The sequence below is a fragment of the Nocardioides sp. genome, assembly GCF_035503875.1.
Classification (GTDB): Bacteria; Actinomycetota; Actinomycetes; order Propionibacteriales; family Nocardioidaceae; genus Nocardioides.
In genome coordinates this window covers 70,894-91,082 of sequence record NZ_DATJTA010000008.1, presented here as the reverse complement: position 1 = coordinate 91,082, position 20,189 = coordinate 70,894, and the positions used below count along the sequence as shown (strand labels likewise).

The window sequence follows — 20,189 nt, the reverse complement described above, 5'->3', positions numbered from 1 at the left end:
GTCGTCGGGAATCCACCGGTCGCCGCGGTATTCCTCACTCTGGACTGTCGAACGTGGTGGGTGCAGAGCCACAAGGCATCACCGAGCGGGGACCTTCGACCTCCGTCCAGGCCCCCTGGTTCACCCCGGGCCGACGCATCGGTGATCGGTCACGAGGTCGGGAGCGCGCTGCCGGCGCCCGGTGGGACGATGCGGACGGGTGCAACAGACTCGCGCAGGACGGCACGCGCGGTGGCGCCGAGGTGGGTCGCGGCCGGGATGCCGTGGGCGCGGCGCACGAGGATGACCTCATCGGCCTTCGAGGACGCTTCGACGAGCGCGTGGGCGGCTTGGTCGTGCACCACGTGGAGGGTGACCTCGATCCCGGGTCGGGTGGCGGAGCCAGCGGCCACGAGCGCCCCGAGCTCACTCCGCGCGCGTTCGTCCCACGCTTCGTCGGCGACGCGGCCGACGATGACGTCGTCGTACCCGGACGGCAGCTTCCACGCATGGAGGATCACGAGTCGTGCCTCCTGCTCCTGCGCGACGTCGAACGCAGCAGCGATGACCGCGTCGGCATGGGCTCGTCCCTTCACCCCGGCGAGCACGACCCCGTGTCGGTCGGTGCCTCGCCAGCTCTCGGGGACCACGACCACCGGTGCTGCCGAGCTGGCCGCGACATTGGTGGAGACGTTGCCCGTCAGGATGCGCGCCGCCACGTTCCGCCGGTCGGCACCCACCACCAAGAGCCGAGCGGCCCGCGCGTACGAGACGAGCGCGGCGCCGATCGGGCCACGGCGCATCGCGGTGGTCACCGTGATGCTCTCGTCGATCGGCCCCGCCTCCTCCAGCACCGTTCGGAGGACGGCATCGCCGGGCCCGGTGACCTCCGCGACGGCGATCGGATACCCGAATTCGACGTACTCAGGCAGCACGTGCAGGACCCGCAGACGGCCGCCGAAGCGAGCCGCTGCGGCAGCGGCGTACCTCAGTGCCGTGACGCTGGCTGCGGATCCGTCGACCCCGACGACTACATCGTCGGTCCCGGCCGCGGATCGGTCGATGTCCGTCATCGCCACCGTCCTTTCGACTGCGCGGCCCTCACCACGAGTACGTCCCGGGCGGCGCCACCCCGTGCAGGGCCGGGATGGGCAGCGGCCCATCCCGGCCCGCCGGTCCCCCGGCCCTGATCCAGTCTGCGCCTCGCCGCGGTCCCGCGCATCCCCTGGGACCGACCTGACACGCCGGCGGCACCTCAGGTCGGCCGGACGGGCGCGACCAACACGGGGCACGGCGCCTCCCGGAGCACGGCACGCGTGATCGGGCCGACGTGCGATCCCCCGGGGTACGACGGGTGATGTCGTCCGACGACGAGGCACGACGCCTTCCCTGCCGAGCTCACGAGCAGCTGCGCCGCCCGGGCGTGCTCCACCACGGCTTCCACGTCCACGTCGTCGTACTCCGCCAGGAGGCCGGCGAAGGTCTTCATCAGGCGGGTCCGTCGATCGCGGGACTCTGCGCCCGCTCCGCCGTTCGCGAACACCAGATCGTCGTAGGCCTCGGTGAACGACCAGCCGTGGACGAGCTCCACGGAGGTACCGGTACGTCGCGCCATCTCCAGTCCCAGGCGTACCGCCTCTTCTCCGACGCCCGGGTCGTGCGGGTCCTCGATGCCGACGAGCACCGGGCCTCGCTGCGGTTCGACCAGGTCCCAGGTCGCAGGTACCGAGACGACGGGCGCGAGTGATCGTGCCGCGAGGCCGTTGGTCGTGGACATGGTGACGATCCGAGCCAGCCGTCCGTGATGCCTGCGCTGCATCACGACCAAGCGGGCGTCAGCACTGAGCTCGACCAGCTCGGAGGTCAGCGGGCCGTGCCGGAGCTCGGTCGAGACAGGGAGGTCCTGGCCGGCCAGCAGCCCCCGAAGGTCATGACAGACCTGCGTCAGGATCTCCGTGCCCGCCTTGCGGAGCTCTCCTTCGACGAGGACGAGCTCTTCGACGCCGGGCTCGCTCCGGTGGAGCGGGTGCAGCACGGTCACGACATGGATGCCGCACCCCAGCAGCGTGGCTTGGTCTGCGGCGTACCGCGTGGCTCCCTCGAACGAGTGGCCGGTCGCCACGGGGAGCAGGATCTTGCGATGGTCTGGGTTCGGCACGTCACCCACCTCCTGGGACGACCATCTGCTGGGAGCCGGCTCCGGAGGTAGAGGCGGACGTCCCAACACCCGGGCCACCTGGCCCCCGGTGGGGAGGGCCGTCCCGGTGCGCGATCGGACACCGGATCAGTCGAGGTCACGTGCGTTGAAGGCCCACAGACCCCCGACAGCCAGCAGCAGTGCGAGCACCGAAGTGCCGAGGAGAGGCAGCCAGGCGAAGCTCTCGCTCGGGACCTGGGCGAGATGCTCATAGGGCGATAGGGCCTGCAGCCAGGTGGGGAGGTCGAGGAGGTCGCCGAAGTAGCCGACGCCCACAGCCACGGCGGGCCCGGTCCAGGCAAGGACCGCCCAGCGGGTCCCGAGCCCGTAGAGCACCCACGACCATGCAGCCAGCACCATGGCCGGCGCCAGGTAGGCCAGCTGAGCCGGGACGAGAACCGCGAGCCGACCCCAGTGACCGGTCGTCGTGCCGTACCCGAGACCGAAACCGATCCCCGCGGCACCCAGGACCACGGCGCTGCCCGCGAGGTTCACGAGGGCGTGCCCGGCCCACCACCGACCGCGGGAGAGACTCGCCGCCACCAGTGGGTCGACGCGATGCCCGATCTCCTCCGACTTCATCCGGAGCGCGGCGGAGACGGTGAAGCCGCTGGCGATCAGGGCCAGCATGAGCAACGACGTGGCCTGGAACGCAGCCACCAGGTCCACCCCTTCTCCTGCGAGAAGGGTGCGGCCCATCTCGGAGTCCCCGAGGAGGTCCTCCACGTCGTCACCGATCGATCCGTAGGCAAGTCCGGCAGCGAAGAGAGATCCCGCCCACCCGGCCACGCTTCCCCGGTGCAGGCGCCAGGCCAGGCCGCCACCACCGCTCAGACACCGGCCGGCACGCGAGGGCCCAGGCCGGTCGGCCAGCAGTCCCGCCCCGTGGTCACGGTGGCGCAGGAGCACGTAGGCCCCGACGAGGCCGCCTGCCGTCGCCGCGGCCGGAGCGACCAGCGGCCACCACCTGACACCGGAGAACGCGTGCATCGCCTGGTACCAGCCGATGGGAGACGCCCAGGACACCCAGGACCCGGTGGTGTCCCCGACCGCCCGCAGCAGGTACGCCGCCGCCAGCAAGGCCCCCACGAGGCCGTACGTGGCTCGCACACCCGCGGTCAGCTGCGCAGCCACCAGAGTCACGGCGGTGAAGCACCAACCGACCAACGCGAGGCCCAGGCCCAGGGCGAGTGAGTCCGCCACTGCCAAGGGATAGGCGATGAGGGAAGCCGCCACGGCCGTCCCGACGACCACCGACGCCGTCATCGCCTCCAGCACGGAGGCCGTGACGACCGAGTAGCGACCCACCGGGGAGGCGCGGACCAGTTCGTCGCGACCGCTCTCCTCCGCGCCACGGGTGTTCCGTCCGGTCAGGACCATCACCATCAGGGCGACCAGGACCGAACCGAGGGCTGCGGACTGCCAGGTCACCTGACCGCCGACCGTGTCGAGCGCCCGCGCCGGTCCGGTCATCGCCACGAAGGCGGCGTTGCCCTCCATCGACGCCGCGGCCTCCTCGAACTCCTGGGGGGTCCCGTAGAGGGACTCCACGCTCACCGCCTGGCTCCAGTAGAGGACGGCGATGCCGAGGCTCCACAGCAGGATCTGGCCCAGGTCGCGCCGCAGCTGAACCCAGAACAGCATGCCGGCGCCCGTCACGGCGCACCCTCCGGTCCACGGGCGTAGTGCCGCAAGAACAGTTCCTCCAGCGTCGGTGGCCGGCACTCGAGCGAGCGGATCCCGAGCGGCACCAGCTGCCCGATCACGGGCCCCAGCCGTCCGGTGTCCACGTCGAACCGCAGGTGTCCACCCGTGATCACGAGGTTGTGGACCTCCGGCAGATCCAGGAATGACACGGCCGGATGGTCGAGGAGCACGCTCACCGACGTCCGAGCGAGATGCTGGAGGTCGACGATGCTGCCGGACTCGACGGTGCGGCCATCGCGGATGATGGTGACGCGATCGCACAGGTGCTCGACCTCGGCGAGCACGTGGCTGGAGAGGAGCACGGTTCCCCCGCGCGAGCGGAACTCCTGCATGCACGCGCGAAACTGCGCTTCCATCAGCGGGTCAAGTCCGGACGTGGGCTCGTCGAGCAGCAGGAGCTCGACGTCCGCAGCGAGCGCCGCCACGAGCGCCACCTTCTGCCGGTTCCCCTTGGAGTACGTCCGGCACCGGCGCGACTCGTCGAGGGCGAACCGGTCAACCAACTCTCGACGCCGACCGACGTCCAGCCCACCGCGCAGCCGGCCAAGGAGGTCGATGACCTCTCCCCCCGTCAGTCGGGGCCACAGCGCCACGTCTCCAGGCACGTACGCGAGCCGTCGGTGCAGGACGGTCGCGTCCCGCCACGGGTCCCCGCCCAGGACGCGGGAGTTGCCGGCGTCGGGTCGCAGCAGGCCCAGCAGCACCCGGATCGTGGTCGACTTCCCGGCGCCGTTCGGTCCGAGGAAGCCGTGCGCCTCGCCTGCGTGCACCTGCAGGTCCAGGCCGTCGAGGGCGCGAACGCGCCCGAACGTCTTGACGAGGCCCTCGATCTCGATGACGTCTGTACTGGTCACGTCCTCGACCGTAGAGCCACCCAGTCCCCGCGGGAGGGGCCGAAGGTCCCGCGGTCCGGCAGTCCAGTGACCCGACCCGGAACATCGCAGCGCCCGCGGCTGGCGCCGTGACCCGACGTCCTCGGGTCAGAGAGCACCGAGTCCGCGGTAGACCAGGAACGCGGGCCAGACCAGGCCTTCGAGAATGGCGAGCACGTGCCACCAGAAGCCGTCCGCCTCCTGCCAGAAATACACCCAGGCTCCGAGTACGCCGAAGCCGTAGAGCGGTGACGGGTCCGGATAGCTTCGCCTCTGCTCGCTCATCGCTTCACGGTTCACCGCCGGCGCGTCCGTGACCAGGGCCGCTCGGCGCAGGCCCGTGCTGCCGAAGGTCCCTGTCGTCGAGGGTCCCGAGCCCGTTCTGTCGTGCTTGCTCAACGGCGCACGATCGCTCAGTGGACGCCACGACATCGAAGGAGCGCGACATGCACACGAGGAGTTGGCACCTGCAGATCGACATCTTCGAGGACGACGGTCGTACCCGAGCCGAGACCATCCTCCGCACGGACGTCGGCACCGAGCTGCGACACGCGGGTACGGCGCGGCGCCGTCCCGGAGACGCCGAGGTGCCGGAGATCGGCGACGAGCTCGCGGTCTGCCGCGCCCTGAACGGCCTGGTGCATGACCTGTTCGACGCCACCCTCGCCGACCTCGACGCGAACGATCCGGACGGCACCGCGACCGTCCGCCTGGACTGATGGTCATGATGCCCTCCTCAGTGACCGAACGGCGACTCGGGCAGCGAGACCCGCGGGGAACGGAGTCATGACCACGATGCGCGCCTGGGCGGTCGAGCGCCCGGGCCCGGCCGCGGGGCGGCCATTGCGGCTGGTGGAGCGCGACGTCCCCGCTGTCTTGGTCGACGGGTTGCTCGTCCAGGTCGAGGCATGCGGCGTGTGTCGAACCGACCTCCACCTGGTCGAGGGCGACCTTCCACCACGCGGGTCCGGGGTCGTGCCGGGCCACCAGGTCGTGGGCACGGTGGTCGAGCACGGATCCGCGACGACCCGGTTCGCCGTCGGCGACCGAGTAGGCATCGCCTGGCTGCGCTCGACCTGCGGCGAGTGTCGCTGGTGCCGCTCGGGGGCCGAGAACCTCTGCACGCGGGCGTCGTTCACCGGGTGGGACGCGGACGGCGGGTTCGCCCAGTACGCCGCCGTCCCCGCCGCCTACGCCTACCCGCTTCCTGCTGCTCTCTCCGCCGAGCAGGCAGCACCGCTGCTCTGCGCCGGCATCATCGGCTATCGGGCACTGCGACGCGCCAACCTCCCTCCGGGCGGTCGCCTGGGGATCTACGGATTCGGATCCAGCGCACACCTGACGGGCCAACTGGCGCTAGCCGAGGGCGCTGAGCTCCACGTGATGACGCGCGACGAGAACGACCGCGCGCTGGCGCGGACCCTCGGCGCGACCTGGGTGGGGACAGGCGACGCCGTCGCCCCAGTGCCTCTGGACGCAGCCATCGTGTTCGCTCCCGCCGGTGAGTTGGTGCCGGTCGCCCTCTCCGCGGTCGACCGTGGAGGCACCGTGGTCCTCGCCGGGATCCACATGTCCGACGTTCCTCCCCTGACCTACCGCGACCACCTCTTCATGGAACGCGACCTGCGCTCGGTCGCAGCGAACACCCGTCGGGACGGCGAGGAGCTGCTCGTTCTCGCCGCACGGCTCGGGCTTCGCGCGCACGTGACGTCGTACCCCTTCGATCACGCCGACGAAGCGCTCCGCGACCTCGCCGGTGGTCGCATCAGCGGCTCAGCAGTGCTGACCGTCGGCTGAGCGTGGATCCCGGGCGCCGACCACGTCTACGGCAATGCTTCTACCGTGCCGAGTCCTCCGGGTGATCCGGGAGCGGAACCGACCAGGTCAGTCTGGTGCCCGCATCGGGCGCCGTGTCGAGCCGGCAGACGCCGCCGCGCGCCGCCGCGCGCCGCCGCATGTTCTGCAGACCGCTCTCCACCACGTCGTCGCGAAAGCCCCGCCCGTCGTCGGCGATCGTCAGGGTCACATCCTCGGCGGCCGAGAGCACGACGGACACCGACGTCGCCCGAGCGTGCTTGGAGACGTTGGAGAGCGCCTCATGCAGGACTGCCAGCAGGTCGCCGGTCAGGTCGGCGTCGATCAGGGTCCGGACCGGACCGTCGAAGACGACCTCAGGGCGGAACTTCAGCATCTCCGCAGCACGGTCCACGACCCGAGTAACCTCCGACTGCACATCCCTGCTCCCCTCGGCGACACCGAGCGCGAAGATCGTCCGGCGGATGTCGCGGATCGTCTCGTCGAGGTCGTCGACCGCCTGGTCCACCCGCGCGATCACCTCCTCCGGACGGTCGGTCATCGGACCCAACCCTTGGAGGCGCAGCCCAACGGCGAAGAGTCGCTGGATGACGAGATCGTGCAGGTCACGAGCGATGCGATCCCGATCCTCGTAGAGTGCCAGGCGCTGACGGTCGTCGCGTGCCCGGGCGAGCTGCAGTGCCAGGGAGGCCTGCTCCGCGAACGTCGCCGGGAGAGCCGCGTCCAGGTCGACATACCGCGATGCGCTCGAGCGCAGCCACGCCAGTGCCAGCACACCATTCACCCCCTCCGACGGGCGCAGGGGCACGACCACCGCCGGACCGAGAACCGGTGAGCGGGACGACTCGTCGGCGCGGACGCCGAACTCGTCCGTCCCGACGTCCTCGATGATGACCGGGACCCCGCTGACCATGACCTGCCGAGCCATCGACACCCCACGGCCGAGCAGGATCTCGCTGCCATCGGCGTCCAGCCCCGACGCCGCCCGAACCCGCAGCGGTCCGCCCCTGTCGCTCGTGAGAACCACCGACAGGTCGGCGCCGGCGACGACTCGCGACTCGTCGACGATGAGCTGGAGTGGGTTCACGGCCTCGTCCGGGGCCGCGAGCGAGGCCGAGATCTGAGCGGTGGCCGCGAGCCATCCCTCCCGCCTCACTCCTTCCTGGTGGAGACGGGCGTTCTCGATCGCGACCCCGGCCGCGGCCGCGAGGGCCACGACGATCTCCTCGTCGTGCTCGGTGAACTCGCTTCCCCCGACCTTCTGGGTCAAGTAGAGGTTGCCGAACACCTTCTCGCGGATCCGGATCGGCACGCCCAGGAAGGACTGCATCGGGGGGTGGTGCTCCGGGAACCCGTACGACTCCGGATGGGCCGCGATGTCGCGCAGCCGTAGCGGCTCGGGCCGGTCGATGATCAGACCGAGCAGGCCGTGTCCGGTGGGAAGGTCGCCGATCCTCCGAGCCTGGTCAGGACCGATCCCGTGCGTGATGAAGGTCTCCAGGCGCCGGTCCTGTCCCGTCCCCAGCACCCCGAGGGCGGCGTACTCGGCACCGGCGAGGTCGGCGGCGATCTCGACGATCCGCGCCAGCAGCGAGTCGATCGTCAAGTCGCCGGCCATGCTGATCACGGCATCGAGCAGCAGCTGCCACCGCGTCCGGTCCTCCTGGACATCCCTGATCCGCGCCAAGACCTCCCGAAGGAGCGCGTCCAGTCCCGCATCTTCCAGCCCTGGCGACGCATCCGTCGTCATTTCATGATCTGCAAGCTCAGCGGGGCGCATTCGGCACATTGCTCCTGGGGGTTCCGGAAGTTGGCACCACTTCCCTTCTACTCCGGAACCCTGGGAACCACCACCAAAAGGCGGTATCAATACCGATTCTTGGGGTCGCCGCTGTAGGGATGCTTCGTCGCGTAGACGGCCGCCTGGGTCCGGGTCTGCACACCGAGCTTGGCCAGCATGGCGGAGACGTAGTTCTTGACCGTCTTCTCTGCCAGGTACATCTGGGAGGCGATCTGGCGGTTGGTCAGGCCGTCGCCGATCAACTCCAGGATGCGCAGCTCCTGCGCGGTGAGGGTGCCGATCGGTCCCAGTTCCTCGGGTCCCTTCCGCAGGCGGTCGAGCACGCGCGTGGTGACGGCGGGGTCGAGCAGGGACTGACCGGCCGCGATCCTGCGCACCGCCGCGACCAGGTCGGAGCCCTTGACCTGTTTGAGGAGGTAGCCGGAGGCCCCGGCCAGGATGGCCGCGAAGATCGCCTCGTCGTCGTCGAAGGAGGTCAGGATGAGTACGGCGACGCCGGGGTCCTGGGACCGGACCTCGCGGCAGACGTCGATGCCGGAGCCGTCGGTCAGGCGGTTGTCGATGATGGCGACGTCCGGACTCAGCCTGGGAATCTCGTTGACGGCCTCCTGGGCGGTAGCCGCCTCGGCCACCACGACGATGTCGTCCTCTGCCTCGAGGAGCTCACGGAGCCCGAGTCGCACGACCTCGTGGTCGTCGAGGATGAACACCTCGATCGCCTCGTCCCGCGGAACCACCTGCTCGGCCATAGTCAAGAGTAGGCGTCCTGGCTGCCGGCTGGCGTCGGTCGCGGGTCACCGGTCCGGAGGACCTTGGTCCCGACATTCGTGCTCAGGCCGGGTCGGTGTGATCCTCCGCGTCACCGAACACGTCGCGGTCGACGTACGAGTCGGGGATCACCTCCACTGGGCCGAGGGCCGAGTGCAGAATCCCTCGCGCCGTGCTCCCGAGGTGGGCGCCGAGAAGCCGATGCCTGGGGCGCCCGACGATCAGCAGCGACGTGGCGGAGCTGGCTCGACGGAGGGCAGCGACGGGGTGGTCGTGGACGACGTGGATCTCGGCCTCGATATCAGGGTGTGCGGCACGAAGCGGAGCCGCGACGTCGGCCATCGCCGTGCGGGAGAGCCGTTCCCACTCGGCGGCGTGGGTGCGGATCTCGATGCGGTCGTCGTACTCGGAGGGAAGCTTCCAGGCGTGCAGGAGGTGTACGGGGACGTGTCGCCGCGCCGCTTCGATGAAGGCGCAGCCGAGCAGCTCGCTGGAGCGTCCCGGATCCCGGATGCCGACCACGACCGGACCGGATATGGCGCCGGGATCCCAGGCGGAGGGAACCGCCACCACGATGCAATGCGCGCGTGCCGCGACCGCCGCGGGGACCGATCCGTTCAGCACGCGTTGAAGTCCGGTGCGCGACTCTCGGCCGAGGACGAGGAGCCCCGCTGCGGTCGACTCCTGGACGAGTGCCGCCACCAGTGATCCGTGCCGGAGCCGCGTCTCGACCTCGATGCCGGGGGCATCGGTTGCCACTCTCCGGGCGGCATGGCGGACGATCCGGCGGCCATGCGCGACCAGGTGGTCCGTCAAGGAGTGACCCTGTAGGTAGAGCGGCACCAGATCGGGCAGGACGTGCACGATGCGGATCGCGCCGGTCCGGCGCTCCGCCTCGCGGGCGGCGTAGTCGATCGCGCCACGGCTTGCGGGGCCACCGTCGACGGCGAGGACGACCGGAAGGGGCACAGCCGCGTCCGGTCGACGTGGCTCTCCTGAGTCGTGCGGACTGTCGTGGGTCACGGCACGATCTCCTCTCGCGGTCCGCGAGGGCGCGCCAGGGCAACCGACGCGGTCAGGCCTCCGATGCCGAGCAGGACCAGCCCGCCGAGGGCGAGCGCGGTGGCCGTCTCGTCGAGCCCCGGAACCGTGGCTCCGACGGCGACCTGGGCGACCACGGGGCTCGACCCGTCCGCGGTCATCACCACCAGGGTCCAGTCTCCCTCGCCTGGCTTCCAGTCCAGGGTCTGCCGACCGTCCCCCTCGATCTTCGCGGCCCAGAACGACTGTTGTCCCGGCGGCGTTGCCGGGGCACCGCCCGCGGACTCCTCGTACTGCGGTCCCTCGCCATCGTCTCCCGGCTCCGTGATCGTGGAACGCGCCACGGAGCCGAGGTAGTCGTCCACGTCGTCGCTGTCGCCGACGCCGACGAAGGTCGGGTTGCCCCCCAGGTCGATCGACGTCACCCGCACGGTCCCGAGGAACCGGTGCGGCAGGTCGGTAGCCAGGCCCTCGCCGTCGATTCCGAGGTGCTCGGTCTGCACCGCGTAGCCCGCGGACCGCACCGTCACCGAGCCGGTCATCAGGTAGTCGTCCCCATCGCGAGCGGCCCGATCCACGACGGCGAGTCCCGCACCGGCGACCAACGCCAGGAGCCCGAGTATGCCGACGAGCATTGCTGCGACGAGCACGGCGATCCTGCCGGGATTCCGACGCTCCCGACCGGGGTGAGTAGGTGGGGCCGTGGTGTCGTCCGGGACCGGACCCGGTTGATGGGTGGCGGGCGCACCGGATGCCGCGACGCTGCGGAGGGCGATAGTCCCCGGATCCTCTCCGCCCTGGTCGAGCCGGAACGGCGGATACTCGTCGGTCATCAGGGCGGCGTACGCCGCCACCCGCAAGACCCAGCGGTCCAGTCCCAACACCAGGTCGAACACCGGTTGGGGATAGCGGCCGGTCACGAGAAGGACGACCGCGGCGATCACGGCGAGGAGGGAGACCAGGCCGCCGCTCCATCCTGCCCAGTCGTCCGCGGTGCTGCCGACGACGATCGCTCCTCCTCCCACCAGGAACCCCAGGACGAGATAGTGCGGGATGGCGAGCAGCCACCACTTGACGAGGGCGAGCCCGCGCGAGAGCGCTTCCGGGTAGACGATGTCGAGGTGGGCCGGATAGTCGGAGCGGTCGTGCAGGCTGAAGGGCGGGTATCGATCCGTCGCGAACCCTCCGGCAGCGTAGAAGGCGACCCGCCAGGTCCAGCGCAAGACCCCCACGTTGAAGTCGAAGATGCTGCGGGGGTAGCGGCCGGTCGCCACGATGGCGACAAGGGCGACCACGCTGAGGATGGCGAAGACCAGCCAGAGGGCGACCAGCACGAAGGCGTGCGGGATCACCAGCACCCATTTCACCAGCCATAGCCACCGGCTCAGCCGGGACTCGTCCAACGTCGCGTCCACCCGGACGGGATAGGAATGTGCGGACATCACGGCACCCCCAGATCAGGCCAATCACTTGGTTCCACCTTCGGGGGACCGCCCGGCCGTCGTCAGAGGCCAAGGTCATCGTTCGCCCCGCCAAGGTCACTGGTCCGGGCAACCGATCGACGTCGACCAAGCGCAGCGACCCCGGAGACGACGGCCGCCGGCACCACCGCGAGCAATGAGGTGACCACGGCCGCCTCCCACGAGAGCGGCGTGGTCCGGACGACCCCGCTGACGGGTCCGAAGGCGGCCGCGGCGAGCAGAACGGTCGCGACGACCACCGCTCCCTCGACCACACGACCCCGCCACGGCACCCCTGCTCGGGGTGCGCGCAGGGCCGGGGCGAGCCCGAGCCGGCTGAGGGGCGGGAGGTTCGGTCCGTGCTCAGCGAGTCGGCGCGCCGCCTCGGACGGATCGGGTCCCCCGTCCGGCGCGGCCACGCCCGGGCCACCTCGCCGAGCACCGCTCACGGACCGTCGACCCTCGTCCCGGTCCGCGTTCTCCCGAGATCCCGTGCCTCATTCACCACTGCGGGTGTCACGACCTCTTCCCGCAGGCACCCTCCACGAGCAGGGGCCACGAGGACCGGGCAGGTCGCCCGGCGCAGCACTGCTCGGCATACGGGGCCGGGGTGCGATCCCACCGGATAGCTGGAGTGGTGGCGACCGAGGACCAGGCACGACGCGGTCGCCGACGACCGGACGAGGAGGTCGGCGGGTCGGGCGTGCTCGACCACGGCCTTCACACAGACGTCGTCGAACTCGCGCAGCAGGGGGCCGAGCGCCGACAGCAGCCGCATCTCGCGGCCGGCGGACTGGCGTGCCACGCCCGCTGCTCCGAACACGAGGTCGTCGTACGCGTCGCTGAACCACCAGCCGTGCACCAGCTCGACCGGCGTCCCGGTCAGTCGTGCCGACTGCAGGCCCAGGCGTACGACGTGCTCCGAGACCTGGCGGTCCGCCGGGTCCTCGACGCCCACCACCACCGGGCTTCCGGCCGACCCTGGGACCCACCCGGAGGGCACGGACACGACCGGCGACCGAGCGCGTGCCACGATCCCGTCAGTGGTCGACATGGTCACCACGTCCGTGGCCGGAGCGTCCTGACGTCGTTCGAGCACGACCAGTCGGGCCCCGGTGGTCAGGGCCGCCAGATCCGCGATGACCGGCCCGTGCAGGAGCTCGGTCCAGACGGGCAGACCGAGACCGGTCAGGTGGCTCCGAACCTGGTGGGCGACCAGGATCAGAATCTCGTCGGCCGCACCACGTGCCCGCGCGTGCGTCGAGGCGAGATCCGGCATGGCCGGAGGATCGAGGTTCACGGGCGGCAGCACCGTGACGATGTGGACCCCGCACCGGTGCAGGCGCGCTTGCGCCGCGGCGTAGCGGACAGCGCCGTCGTACGCGCGTCCCGCTACCACCGGGATGAGAATCGACCTACGGTCCGCCCCTTCCACGATGTCCACCTCCGGGCTCGACGCTCCCCCTGCGAAGGCTCGACGGGTAGGGGCAGACGTCCCCGTCCGCCAGGGCAGGCCGGCCCCGCGAGCACAGGGCGGACGCCCGTGGGCGGTGCCACCTCACCAGGCCGAACCTGGGGGTATGAATCCCGCACTCCGACGTCCCGGGTGACCCGATGACAGCGCCGCGCGATCGGGTCGTCGATCTCGTGCGAGCCGTCGCGATCGTGATGGTCGTTCTGGGGCACTGGCTCAAGCAGGGTCTCTACGTGGACGACGCCGGCGTCCTGCATCGAGCCGGCCTCCTCGGGCGTGCCGAGTGGACCCACCCTGTGACCTGGGTCTTCCAGGTCATGCCCCTGATCTTCCTGGTCGGCGGGTACGTGAACGCGCTGTCGTGGCGGCACTCGTCAGCTCGGGGCATCGGCTACGGGGGTTGGCTGAGGTCCCGGGTCAACCGGTTGCTGGCTCCGCTGCTCCCCCTGCTCGCCTTCTGGGCGGTCGCCGGCATCGGCGCCGGATCGGTCGGACTCGGCAGGGACTGGCTCCATGTCGGATCCGACACCGCGCTGCTGGCGACCTGGTTCCTCGCCGTCTACGCACCCGTGGTGGCACTCGTCCCTCTCACCCTTCGAGCCTGGGAGCGGTGGCGCTGGCAGAGCTTCCTGACGTGCGTCGCGGCAGCCGGCGTGGTGGACGCGCTCACGATCGCGACGGGCGACCGGCTCCTGGTCGGCGCCGTCAACGTCCTGCTCGTGTGGGGCGCCCTGCACCAACTCGGCTACGCCTGGCTCGACCGGGCTGCCCCGCGCCGCTCCGTGCTGATCCTGGTCGCGGCGTGCGCCCTGGCCGTCAACGTCCTGCTCGTCTGGCCCGGCCCGTACGGCGTCTCCCTGGTGGGCGTCTCCGGCCACGGGCTCAACAACACCTACCCGACGCGGGTCACCGTGCTGCTCCTGGGTGTCGCCCAGGCCGCGATCCTGGCCCTGCTGGCGCCCGCCTGTGCCCGCCTCGCCTCCCACCCCGCGGTCTGGCGCGCGGTGGTCGTCGTCGACCGTCACGCGATGACGATCTACCTGTGGCACCTCACGGTGCTCGCCGTCCTGGCCGGCGTCTGCCGGCACCTCGACGGGCTCGGGCTACGCGTCGATCCCGCGAGCGGATCCTGGTGGCTCTTGCGCCCGGCGTGGCTCACCGCTCTGGCGATCTCGACCGCGGTCGTCGTTCTCCTGCTGGGTCGCGTCGAGCGGCACGCCGCCGCCCCGGCGCCCGGCCCCGGGCCGCTCGTTCCGCTGCTCGAGGTACTCGTCCTGACCGGCTGCCTCGCGGCGTTGGCTGCGGACGGACTCGTCGTGGGAGACGACAACCGGTGGTGGGTGCCCGCGACCGGCGTCGTCGTACTGGTGGCGCTGCGTCGGTGGGACGAGCTCCGGAGCCTCGCGCCCGCCAAGCGACCGCTCCCCCGAGGACCTTCGGCCCTTCCGTCCCGTCGGCGCCCGACCTGACCCTGGAGAACATGTCCATGCCCGTGCCACCACCCGAGAGCTCTGTCGGAGTCGCCCTGCCTGCGACCCGCTACGCCGCTCGGGCCATCCACGCACGCCGGGTGTACGGCGAAGGGGACACCGCCGTGGTGGCGCTCGCGGACCTGAGCCTCGACCTGCCCGCCGGCGAGTTCACGGCGATCATGGGCCCATCGGGCTCCGGCAAGTCGACGCTGCTGCACTGCCTGGCCGGCCTGGACGTGCTCACCTCGGGGAGCGTGAGGATCGGAGACACCGATCTTGCGGATCTGTCGGACCGGGAGCGCACCCTCCTGCGTCGCGACCGCCTCGGGTTCGTCTTCCAGTCCTTCAATCTCCTGCCGACGCTGACCGCGGTCGAGAACATCACGCTTCCGGCGGACCTGGCCTCCCGGACGCCCGATCGGCCCTGGCTCGACTCCGTCATCGACAAGCTGGCGCTGCGACCTCGGCTGCGACACCGGCCGTCCGAGCTCTCGGGTGGCCAGCAGCAGCGGGTTGCGGTCGCGCGGGCACTGGTGAACCGCCCCGAGGTGCTGTTCGCCGACGAGCCGACCGGCGCCCTCGACACTCGGTCGGGCGCCGAGCTGCTCACCTTCCTGCGGGCGGTGGTCGACGACCTGGGCCAGACCGTCGTGATGGTCACGCACGACCCCGGGGCCGCGGCGTACGCCGACCGGGTGGTCTTCCTCGTGGACGGCACGATCGTCGAGGAGGTCAACGAACCGACCCGGGAGCGGGTCCTCGAGGTCATGGGTCGGCTGGAGACCTGAGATGCTCCGCGTCTCGTGGCGCAACCTGCTGGCGGCCAAGCTCCGCCTGCTCCTGACGGTCACGGCCGCCACCCTGGGCGTGGCCTTCGTGTGCGGCACGTTCGTGCTCTCGGACACGATGGTGAAGGCGTTCGACGAGCTGTACGGCGGACTCACCTCGGGCACCGACGTCGTCGTGCACGCCGCGAGCGCCTACGACGCCGACGTCACCACGACCGGTGGGCAGCCGCGTCCCCTGGATGACCAGGTCGTCGACACCGTAGCGGCCGTCCCCGGCGTCCGTGCCGCCGAAGGCGCAGTGAGCGGCTATGCCCTCATCCTCGACCCCGCTGGCGAGCCGATCCAGCCGGGCGGGGCGCCCACCTTCGCCACGACCATCCACGCCACGCGGGAGATGAGCGGAGCCGCGCGGATCCGGGACGGCCGCCCGCCCGAAGGTCCCGAGGAGATGGTGATCGACGCCCGGACCGTGGATTCGGCGGGATTCCGCCTCGGCGATGACGTCGAGGTCATCTTCGAGAGCGGACGACGGTCGTTCACGCTCGTCGGTGTGGTCGGCTTCGGGGAGAACGACAGCATCCTCGGCGCGACCCTGGCCGGTTTCGACCTCGCCACGTCGCAGCGGGTGCTCGACCGGGTCGGGCTGGTCGACGAGGTGGATGTTCTCGCCGAGCCTGGCGTGAGCGTCGATGAGCTGCGGGACCGGGTTGACGCCGCCGTACCGGCCGGCGTCGAGGTCGTCACCGGCGAGCAGGTCGCCAGCGACGGGACCGCTGCCGTCGAGGACGCACTCGGCATCTTCACGACCGTCCTCCTCGTCTTCGCCGGCGTCGCCGTGCTCGTCGGGTCCTTCGTCATCTGGAACACGTTCAACGTCCTGGTCGCGCAACGGCGTCGTCAGGTCGCGCTCCTGCGCGCGGTGGGCGCGACCCGCCGGCAGGTCCTGGCCGGAGTGCTCATCGAGGCCTCCGCCATCGGCGCGCTCGCCGGCGCGCTGGGCATCGCGGGCGGGGTGGGGCTCGCCGTCGGCATCCGCCAGCTCCTGACGCTGATCGGGGTGGAGATCCCGACGACCACGCCCGCCGTCGAGACCCGCACGGTCCTGGCAGGGCTGGGCGTCGGCCTGGGCGTCACCGTCGTCGCCGCGCTGCTGCCTGCCTGGTCCGCAGCCCGGGTCGCTCCCATGGAGGCACTGCGGGTCGCGGCGCCCGTCAGACAGGCTTCGGCGCGCGCACGTCACCTCGCCGGTGCCCTGGTCCTGGCGGCCGGTGCCGCCGGCATGGCCGCATGCGCGATCGTCGCCGACGAGCCGCGGTGGAGCCTCCTCGCCACGGGAACGGCCTTCCTGGGCCTGGTGTTCGTCGGCCCACTCCTGGCCCGGGCCGTGGGACGGCTCGCCTCTCACGGACGGACGGGCGGCGGGTGGCGGCTCGCGGGAGGCTATCTGGTTCGCAGCTCCAGGAGAGCCGCGGCCACGGCTCTTGCCCTCACGATCGGACTGGCAGTCGTCGCCGCCGTGTCGGTGACGGCCGCTTCGTTGAAGGACTCGGTCACCGAGGCGGTCAGCGGGGGCAACAGGTCGGACCTGATCCTCGCCCCGGCCGGGGCGGGTCTGGGGATCAGCCCCGCGATAGCCGATCTGGTGCGCACCCGACCCGAGGTCGCCGACGTCGTCGAGGTGCGGCGGTCCGTCGCCCAGGTCGACAAGCAGGAGGAGTTCGTGGACGGCGTCGACTCGGCCGCGCTCGACCGCGTGCTCGACCTGGGCCTGGCCGAAGGCAATGCCAGAGACCTCGCCCCCGGTCGCATCCTGGTCGGCTCCGACGAGGCCGACGACCAGGGGATCGCCGTCGGCGACGTCATCACCCTGACGTTTCCCGAGACGGGTGCCCGCACCTTCGAGGTCGCCGGCACCTTCGACAAGGGCAGCCTCATCAACACGGCGTACGTCCTGGCCATGGCGGACTTCGAGGCCAACGTGACCGCGAGGTTGGACACCTCGATCCTCCTGACCGCCGCTCCCGGTGTCACTCCCGAGAAGATCCAGACAGCGATCGAGGAGGCCCTCGTCGAATACCCGAACGTGAACGTGAACACGCCCGCCGAACAGACCGCCCAGGCGCGGGAGTCGATCGACCAGCTGCTCGGGATCGTCACCGCACTGCTGCTCCTCGCGGTCGTCATCGCCGTTCTCGGCATCGTCAACACGCTCGCCCTGTCGGTGGTCGAGCGCACTCGCGAGCTCGGGCTGCTCCGGGCCGTGGGCGGGACCCAGGGCCAGGTGCGCAGCCTCATCCGTCACGAGTCGGTGCTCATGTCCCTGCTCGGCGCCGTCTGCGGCCTCATCTTCGGTACGGCGGCGGGGGTCGCACTCTCCCGTGCGTTCGTCGACGAGGGCATCACCAGTGTGACGATCCCGGCCCAGCAGCTGCTGATCTACCTCGGAGTCGCCCTGGGGGTCGGCGTCCTCGCCGCGATCGGCCCGGCCCGGCGGGCCAGCCGGGTCGACGTCCTGCAGGCGCTCTCCGCGGATTGAGTCACACCGATCCGTCCTCGCTCTCGGCCAGGCAGTGCAGCACCCCCGTGGCGGCGTTGGCGAAGCCAGCAGTGCCTTCGTGATTGCCGCGAGCCGGGTCAGCACCTTCGCCTCCGACGAGCAACTGGGTCAGTGCGCCTCCGGTGCGCTTCTCCGATTCCGAGGGACGAGCCTTCTCCGCGAGACGGGCCGTCGCACGGTCCGGGTGTTCCGGCGGCTGCCAGGACCGCTCTGGTGAACTGCGACGTAGACGAGGACGACGGTCGCCAGCGCGAGCGTCAGGACCAGCGCGCTGGTCGCCACCAGATAGACCCGGATCACGGCTCGGCCCCTTTCGACGACGTACCGGGAGTTCGCCTGCTCCCCGACTGGTCGCCCATGGTGTCGCCTGGCGTGCCGTGATCCCAGGGCCGATCGGCCCGGTTCGCAGCGGGACCTGTAGCCCCGGACCGACCGGTCTCCCCCACGGAGAGTCGGTGATCGCAGCGCGAGGTCGGCGTGCTCACGCACGTCAGGGCCGACCGGCCCGGGCCGTGGGACCTTCGGCTCTGGGCCACCGAGCGTCCGCGGGGGACGATGGTGCTCTCGGTGGGGCACGACCTCAGAGATCCGGATGGCTCCGGTCCCGAAGGGGCCGACTCGACTCGGTCCTCTGGTGGTCCCCGACACCGAGGATCCCGGCCCCGGGCGCCTCGTCGTCCGGGGCTGTGGGGTGCCTGGAACCGGCGGGGCCGCGACTCCCCGGAAGGTCGAACGCGATGGCTATTCGACCGCCGTTCCCGTCTGCAGAGTCAGTGTGGCGTCCGGACTCCTGGACGGCCCAGAGGGCGATCTCGGCGCACGTCTCGCGCGTCGACGACGTATCGATCACGATGCTGTGCGGCCAGGGGTCCGCCTTGGCGCGTAGTGCCGCGGCGACGCGTTCGTCCGCATCCGAGATGCTGCCGCCGACGGCGGCGCGTGCGGCGACCCGCTGTGCGGCGAGCTCGGAGTCGCACTGGCAGAACAGGGCGACCAGTCGCGAGCGTGTCGATCGCGCGGAGTTGCGGGCCGCACGGCGTTGGCCGGCGTCGGTCCACGAGGCGTCGAGGACGACCGACTCGCCGCGGGCCACCAACATCTCGGCTCGTCGCAGCATCTCCTGGTAGGTGGCGGCCGTGTGCTCGGCGTCGTAGATACCCGACCACAGGTCGGCCGATGCCGGTGTCTCGGCCGCGACGCCCGCGAGCTCCTTGCGCACCCGGTCACTGCTGATGACGACGAAGCCGAGCCGGTCGGCGACATCACCCGCCAGGGTGGTCTTCCCCGTTCCCGGGGGGCCTCCGACGAGCACGATGCGCACCTCGCCTGCCCGGAGGTGCCGCACCGCGAGATCCGCGTAGCCGGCCGCCTGGACCGACGCCGTGGCCCGCACAGCCGCCCCCTGGAGGCAGCTCACCTTGGCCCTGACGAAGGCGCGGTAGGCGATGAGGTGGTGGCGGAGGGCCACCGGGCCGGGGTCACCGGTCAGCTCGAGGTACCGCTCGATCAGGTGCCGCGACAGCACGGGCGCGCCCAGCCATTCCAGCTCCATCGCGAGGAAGGCCAGGTCGTCGAGGACGTCCACGTAGCGCAAGCGGTCGTCGAACTCCAGGCAGTCGAGGAACCGAGCGCCGTCGTCGAGACAGAAGATGTCGTCCGCGGTCAGGTCGCCGTGTCCGTCCACGACCAGTCCGTCGGCCACGCGACGCGCGAACAGGTCGGCCCGACCAGCGAGGAACCTGTGGACGCGTTCCTCGATCTCGGCGAGGAGCGGCCGGCCGATCAGCTGCGCGCCGTCGTCGTGCAGCTGCGCGAAGCTCGCGTCCCAACGGCTCGCGATCGCATCCCGCGTGCCCTCGTCGTCGATCCGCGCCGACCGCGGTGCCGCGCCGTGCAGGGCGGCGATCCGCCGCGCCACGTCATCGACCATCTCGAGGAGTCGCGGGTTCTCGGGGTCGGACCGGACGAGGTGCGCCAGTCTCCGAGCGTCCGGCATTCGTCGCATGACGACCGCCGGCTCCTCGACGCCGTCCGGCCGGCGAAGCGCGCCGACACCGAGGTAGACGTCCGGGGAGAACCGGCGGTTCAGTTCGACCTCGCGCGCACACACCGCACGTCGAGCCTCCAGCGTCGAGAAGTCCAGGAAGCCCAACCGCACCGGACGTTTGACCTTGTAGGCCAGGTCGCCGAGGAGCATGACCACGCCCGAGTGGGTCTGCCGCAGGTCGGCATAGGGCTCGTCGCCAGTCATCAGACCT

At 71.1% G+C, this 20,189-nt stretch carries 16 protein-coding genes; 5 read left to right on the top strand and 11 right to left on the bottom strand.

The features are described 5' to 3' along the window. Positions 1-149: 149 nt before the first annotated feature. The 5 genes from VMF51_RS02135 to VMF51_RS02115 form a co-directional block, all read right to left on the bottom strand. Complete coding sequence (locus tag VMF51_RS02135; RefSeq protein WP_325472734.1) at positions 150-1,052, bottom strand: universal stress protein; 903 nt, start codon at positions 1,050-1,052, stop codon at positions 150-152. Between the two features lie 182 nt (positions 1,053-1,234). Continuing rightward, entirely contained in the window at positions 1,235-2,137 is a 903-nt protein-coding gene (locus VMF51_RS02130) for a universal stress protein (RefSeq protein ID WP_325472733.1), read from the bottom strand. 126 nt (positions 2,138-2,263) lie between these two features. Continuing rightward, positions 2,264-3,835, bottom strand: a complete 1,572-nt coding sequence (locus VMF51_RS02125; protein WP_325472732.1) for a hypothetical protein — start codon at positions 3,833-3,835, stop codon at positions 2,264-2,266. Further along, positions 3,832-4,737, bottom strand: a complete 906-nt coding sequence (locus tag VMF51_RS02120) for an ABC transporter ATP-binding protein (protein WP_325472731.1) — start codon at positions 4,735-4,737, stop codon at positions 3,832-3,834. The genes VMF51_RS02125 and VMF51_RS02120 overlap by 4 nt, the downstream gene beginning before the upstream one ends. A 126-nt stretch (positions 4,738-4,863) precedes the next feature. Further along, positions 4,864-5,040, bottom strand: a complete 177-nt coding sequence (locus VMF51_RS02115) for a hypothetical protein (RefSeq protein WP_325472730.1) — start codon at positions 5,038-5,040, stop codon at positions 4,864-4,866. Positions 5,041-5,201: 161 nt separating this feature from the next. Between VMF51_RS02115 and VMF51_RS02110 the strand changes: the two genes are divergently transcribed. Together VMF51_RS02110 and VMF51_RS02105 are read left to right on the top strand one after the other, a co-directional pair. Next, positions 5,202-5,474, top strand: coding sequence for a DUF1876 domain-containing protein (locus tag VMF51_RS02110; RefSeq protein ID WP_325472729.1), 273 nt, complete (start codon positions 5,202-5,204; stop codon positions 5,472-5,474). A gap of 67 nt (positions 5,475-5,541) precedes the next feature. Then, positions 5,542-6,552: a zinc-dependent alcohol dehydrogenase family protein gene (locus tag VMF51_RS02105; protein ID WP_325472728.1), complete on the top strand. Its 1,011-nt coding sequence runs from the start codon at positions 5,542-5,544 to the stop codon at positions 6,550-6,552. A gap of 40 nt (positions 6,553-6,592) precedes the next feature. On the opposite strand, the gene VMF51_RS02100 is transcribed toward VMF51_RS02105, so the two are convergent. From VMF51_RS02100 to VMF51_RS02080, 5 genes are all read right to left on the bottom strand, one after another. Continuing rightward, positions 6,593-8,440 carry a GAF domain-containing sensor histidine kinase gene (locus VMF51_RS02100; RefSeq protein WP_325472727.1) on the bottom strand — a complete coding sequence of 616 codons (1,848 nt, stop codon included), beginning with the start codon at positions 8,438-8,440 and terminating at the stop codon, positions 6,593-6,595. Next, positions 8,437-9,120 (bottom strand): response regulator transcription factor, encoded by a 684-nt coding sequence (locus VMF51_RS02095; protein ID WP_325472726.1) that lies wholly within the window; start codon positions 9,118-9,120, stop codon positions 8,437-8,439. Before VMF51_RS02095 ends, VMF51_RS02100 begins: the two co-directional genes overlap by 4 nt. Positions 9,121-9,202: 82 nt before the next feature. After that, on the bottom strand, positions 9,203-10,108 hold the full coding sequence (locus tag VMF51_RS02090) for a universal stress protein (protein ID WP_325472725.1): 906 nt from the start codon (positions 10,106-10,108) through the stop codon (positions 9,203-9,205). 50 nt (positions 10,109-10,158) lie between these two features. Beyond that, the gene (locus VMF51_RS02085) at positions 10,159-11,622 is read right to left on the bottom strand and encodes a DUF4389 domain-containing protein (RefSeq protein WP_325472724.1); all 1,464 of its coding nucleotides are present in this window, start codon (positions 11,620-11,622) and stop codon (positions 10,159-10,161) included. 463 nt (positions 11,623-12,085) lie between these two features. After that, positions 12,086-13,075, bottom strand: coding sequence for a universal stress protein (locus VMF51_RS02080; RefSeq protein WP_325472723.1), 990 nt, complete (start codon positions 13,073-13,075; stop codon positions 12,086-12,088). Between the two features lie 179 nt (positions 13,076-13,254). On the opposite strand from VMF51_RS02080, the gene VMF51_RS02075 reads away from it, so the two are divergent. The 3 genes from VMF51_RS02075 to VMF51_RS02065 are packed head-to-tail and all read left to right on the top strand — an operon-like array spanning position 13,255 to position 17,910. Continuing rightward, on the top strand, positions 13,255-14,583 hold the full coding sequence (locus tag VMF51_RS02075) for an acyltransferase (RefSeq protein WP_325472722.1): 1,329 nt from the start codon (positions 13,255-13,257) through the stop codon (positions 14,581-14,583). A gap of 17 nt (positions 14,584-14,600) precedes the next feature. Continuing rightward, on the top strand, positions 14,601-15,374 hold the full coding sequence (locus VMF51_RS02070) for an ABC transporter ATP-binding protein (protein WP_325472998.1): 774 nt from the start codon (positions 14,601-14,603) through the stop codon (positions 15,372-15,374). Position 15,375: 1 nt separating this feature from the next. Then, positions 15,376-17,910: an ABC transporter permease gene (locus tag VMF51_RS02065; RefSeq protein WP_325472721.1), complete on the top strand. Its 2,535-nt coding sequence runs from the start codon at positions 15,376-15,378 to the stop codon at positions 17,908-17,910. Between the two features lie 601 nt (positions 17,911-18,511). On the opposite strand, the gene VMF51_RS02060 is transcribed toward VMF51_RS02065, so the two are convergent. Next, entirely contained in the window at positions 18,512-20,182 is a 1,671-nt protein-coding gene (locus tag VMF51_RS02060) for an AAA family ATPase (protein WP_325472720.1), read from the bottom strand. Positions 20,183-20,189: the final 7 nt, after the last annotated feature.

Bases quoted from the DNA above. Each gene is read 5' to 3' on its own strand.
- VMF51_RS02135 (WP_325472734.1), bottom strand. From the start codon at position 1,052: ATGACGGACATCGACCGATCCGCGGCCGGGACCGACGATGTAGTCGTC.
- VMF51_RS02115 (WP_325472730.1), bottom strand. From the start codon at position 5,040: ATGAGCGAGCAGAGGCGAAGCTATCCGGACCCGTCACCGCTCTACGGC.
- VMF51_RS02110 (WP_325472729.1), top strand. From the start codon at position 5,202: ATGCACACGAGGAGTTGGCACCTGCAGATCGACATCTTCGAGGACGAC.
- VMF51_RS02105 (WP_325472728.1), top strand. From the start codon at position 5,542: ATGACCACGATGCGCGCCTGGGCGGTCGAGCGCCCGGGCCCGGCCGCG.
- VMF51_RS02095 (WP_325472726.1), bottom strand. From the start codon at position 9,120: ATGGCCGAGCAGGTGGTTCCGCGGGACGAGGCGATCGAGGTGTTCATC.
- VMF51_RS02085 (WP_325472724.1), bottom strand. From the start codon at position 11,622: ATGTCCGCACATTCCTATCCCGTCCGGGTGGACGCGACGTTGGACGAG.
- VMF51_RS02075 (WP_325472722.1), top strand. From the start codon at position 13,255: ATGACAGCGCCGCGCGATCGGGTCGTCGATCTCGTGCGAGCCGTCGCG.
- VMF51_RS02070 (WP_325472998.1), top strand. From the start codon at position 14,601: ATGCCCGTGCCACCACCCGAGAGCTCTGTCGGAGTCGCCCTGCCTGCG.
- VMF51_RS02065 (WP_325472721.1), top strand. From the start codon at position 15,376: ATGCTCCGCGTCTCGTGGCGCAACCTGCTGGCGGCCAAGCTCCGCCTG.
- VMF51_RS02060 (WP_325472720.1), bottom strand. From the start codon at position 20,182: ATGACTGGCGACGAGCCCTATGCCGACCTGCGGCAGACCCACTCGGGC.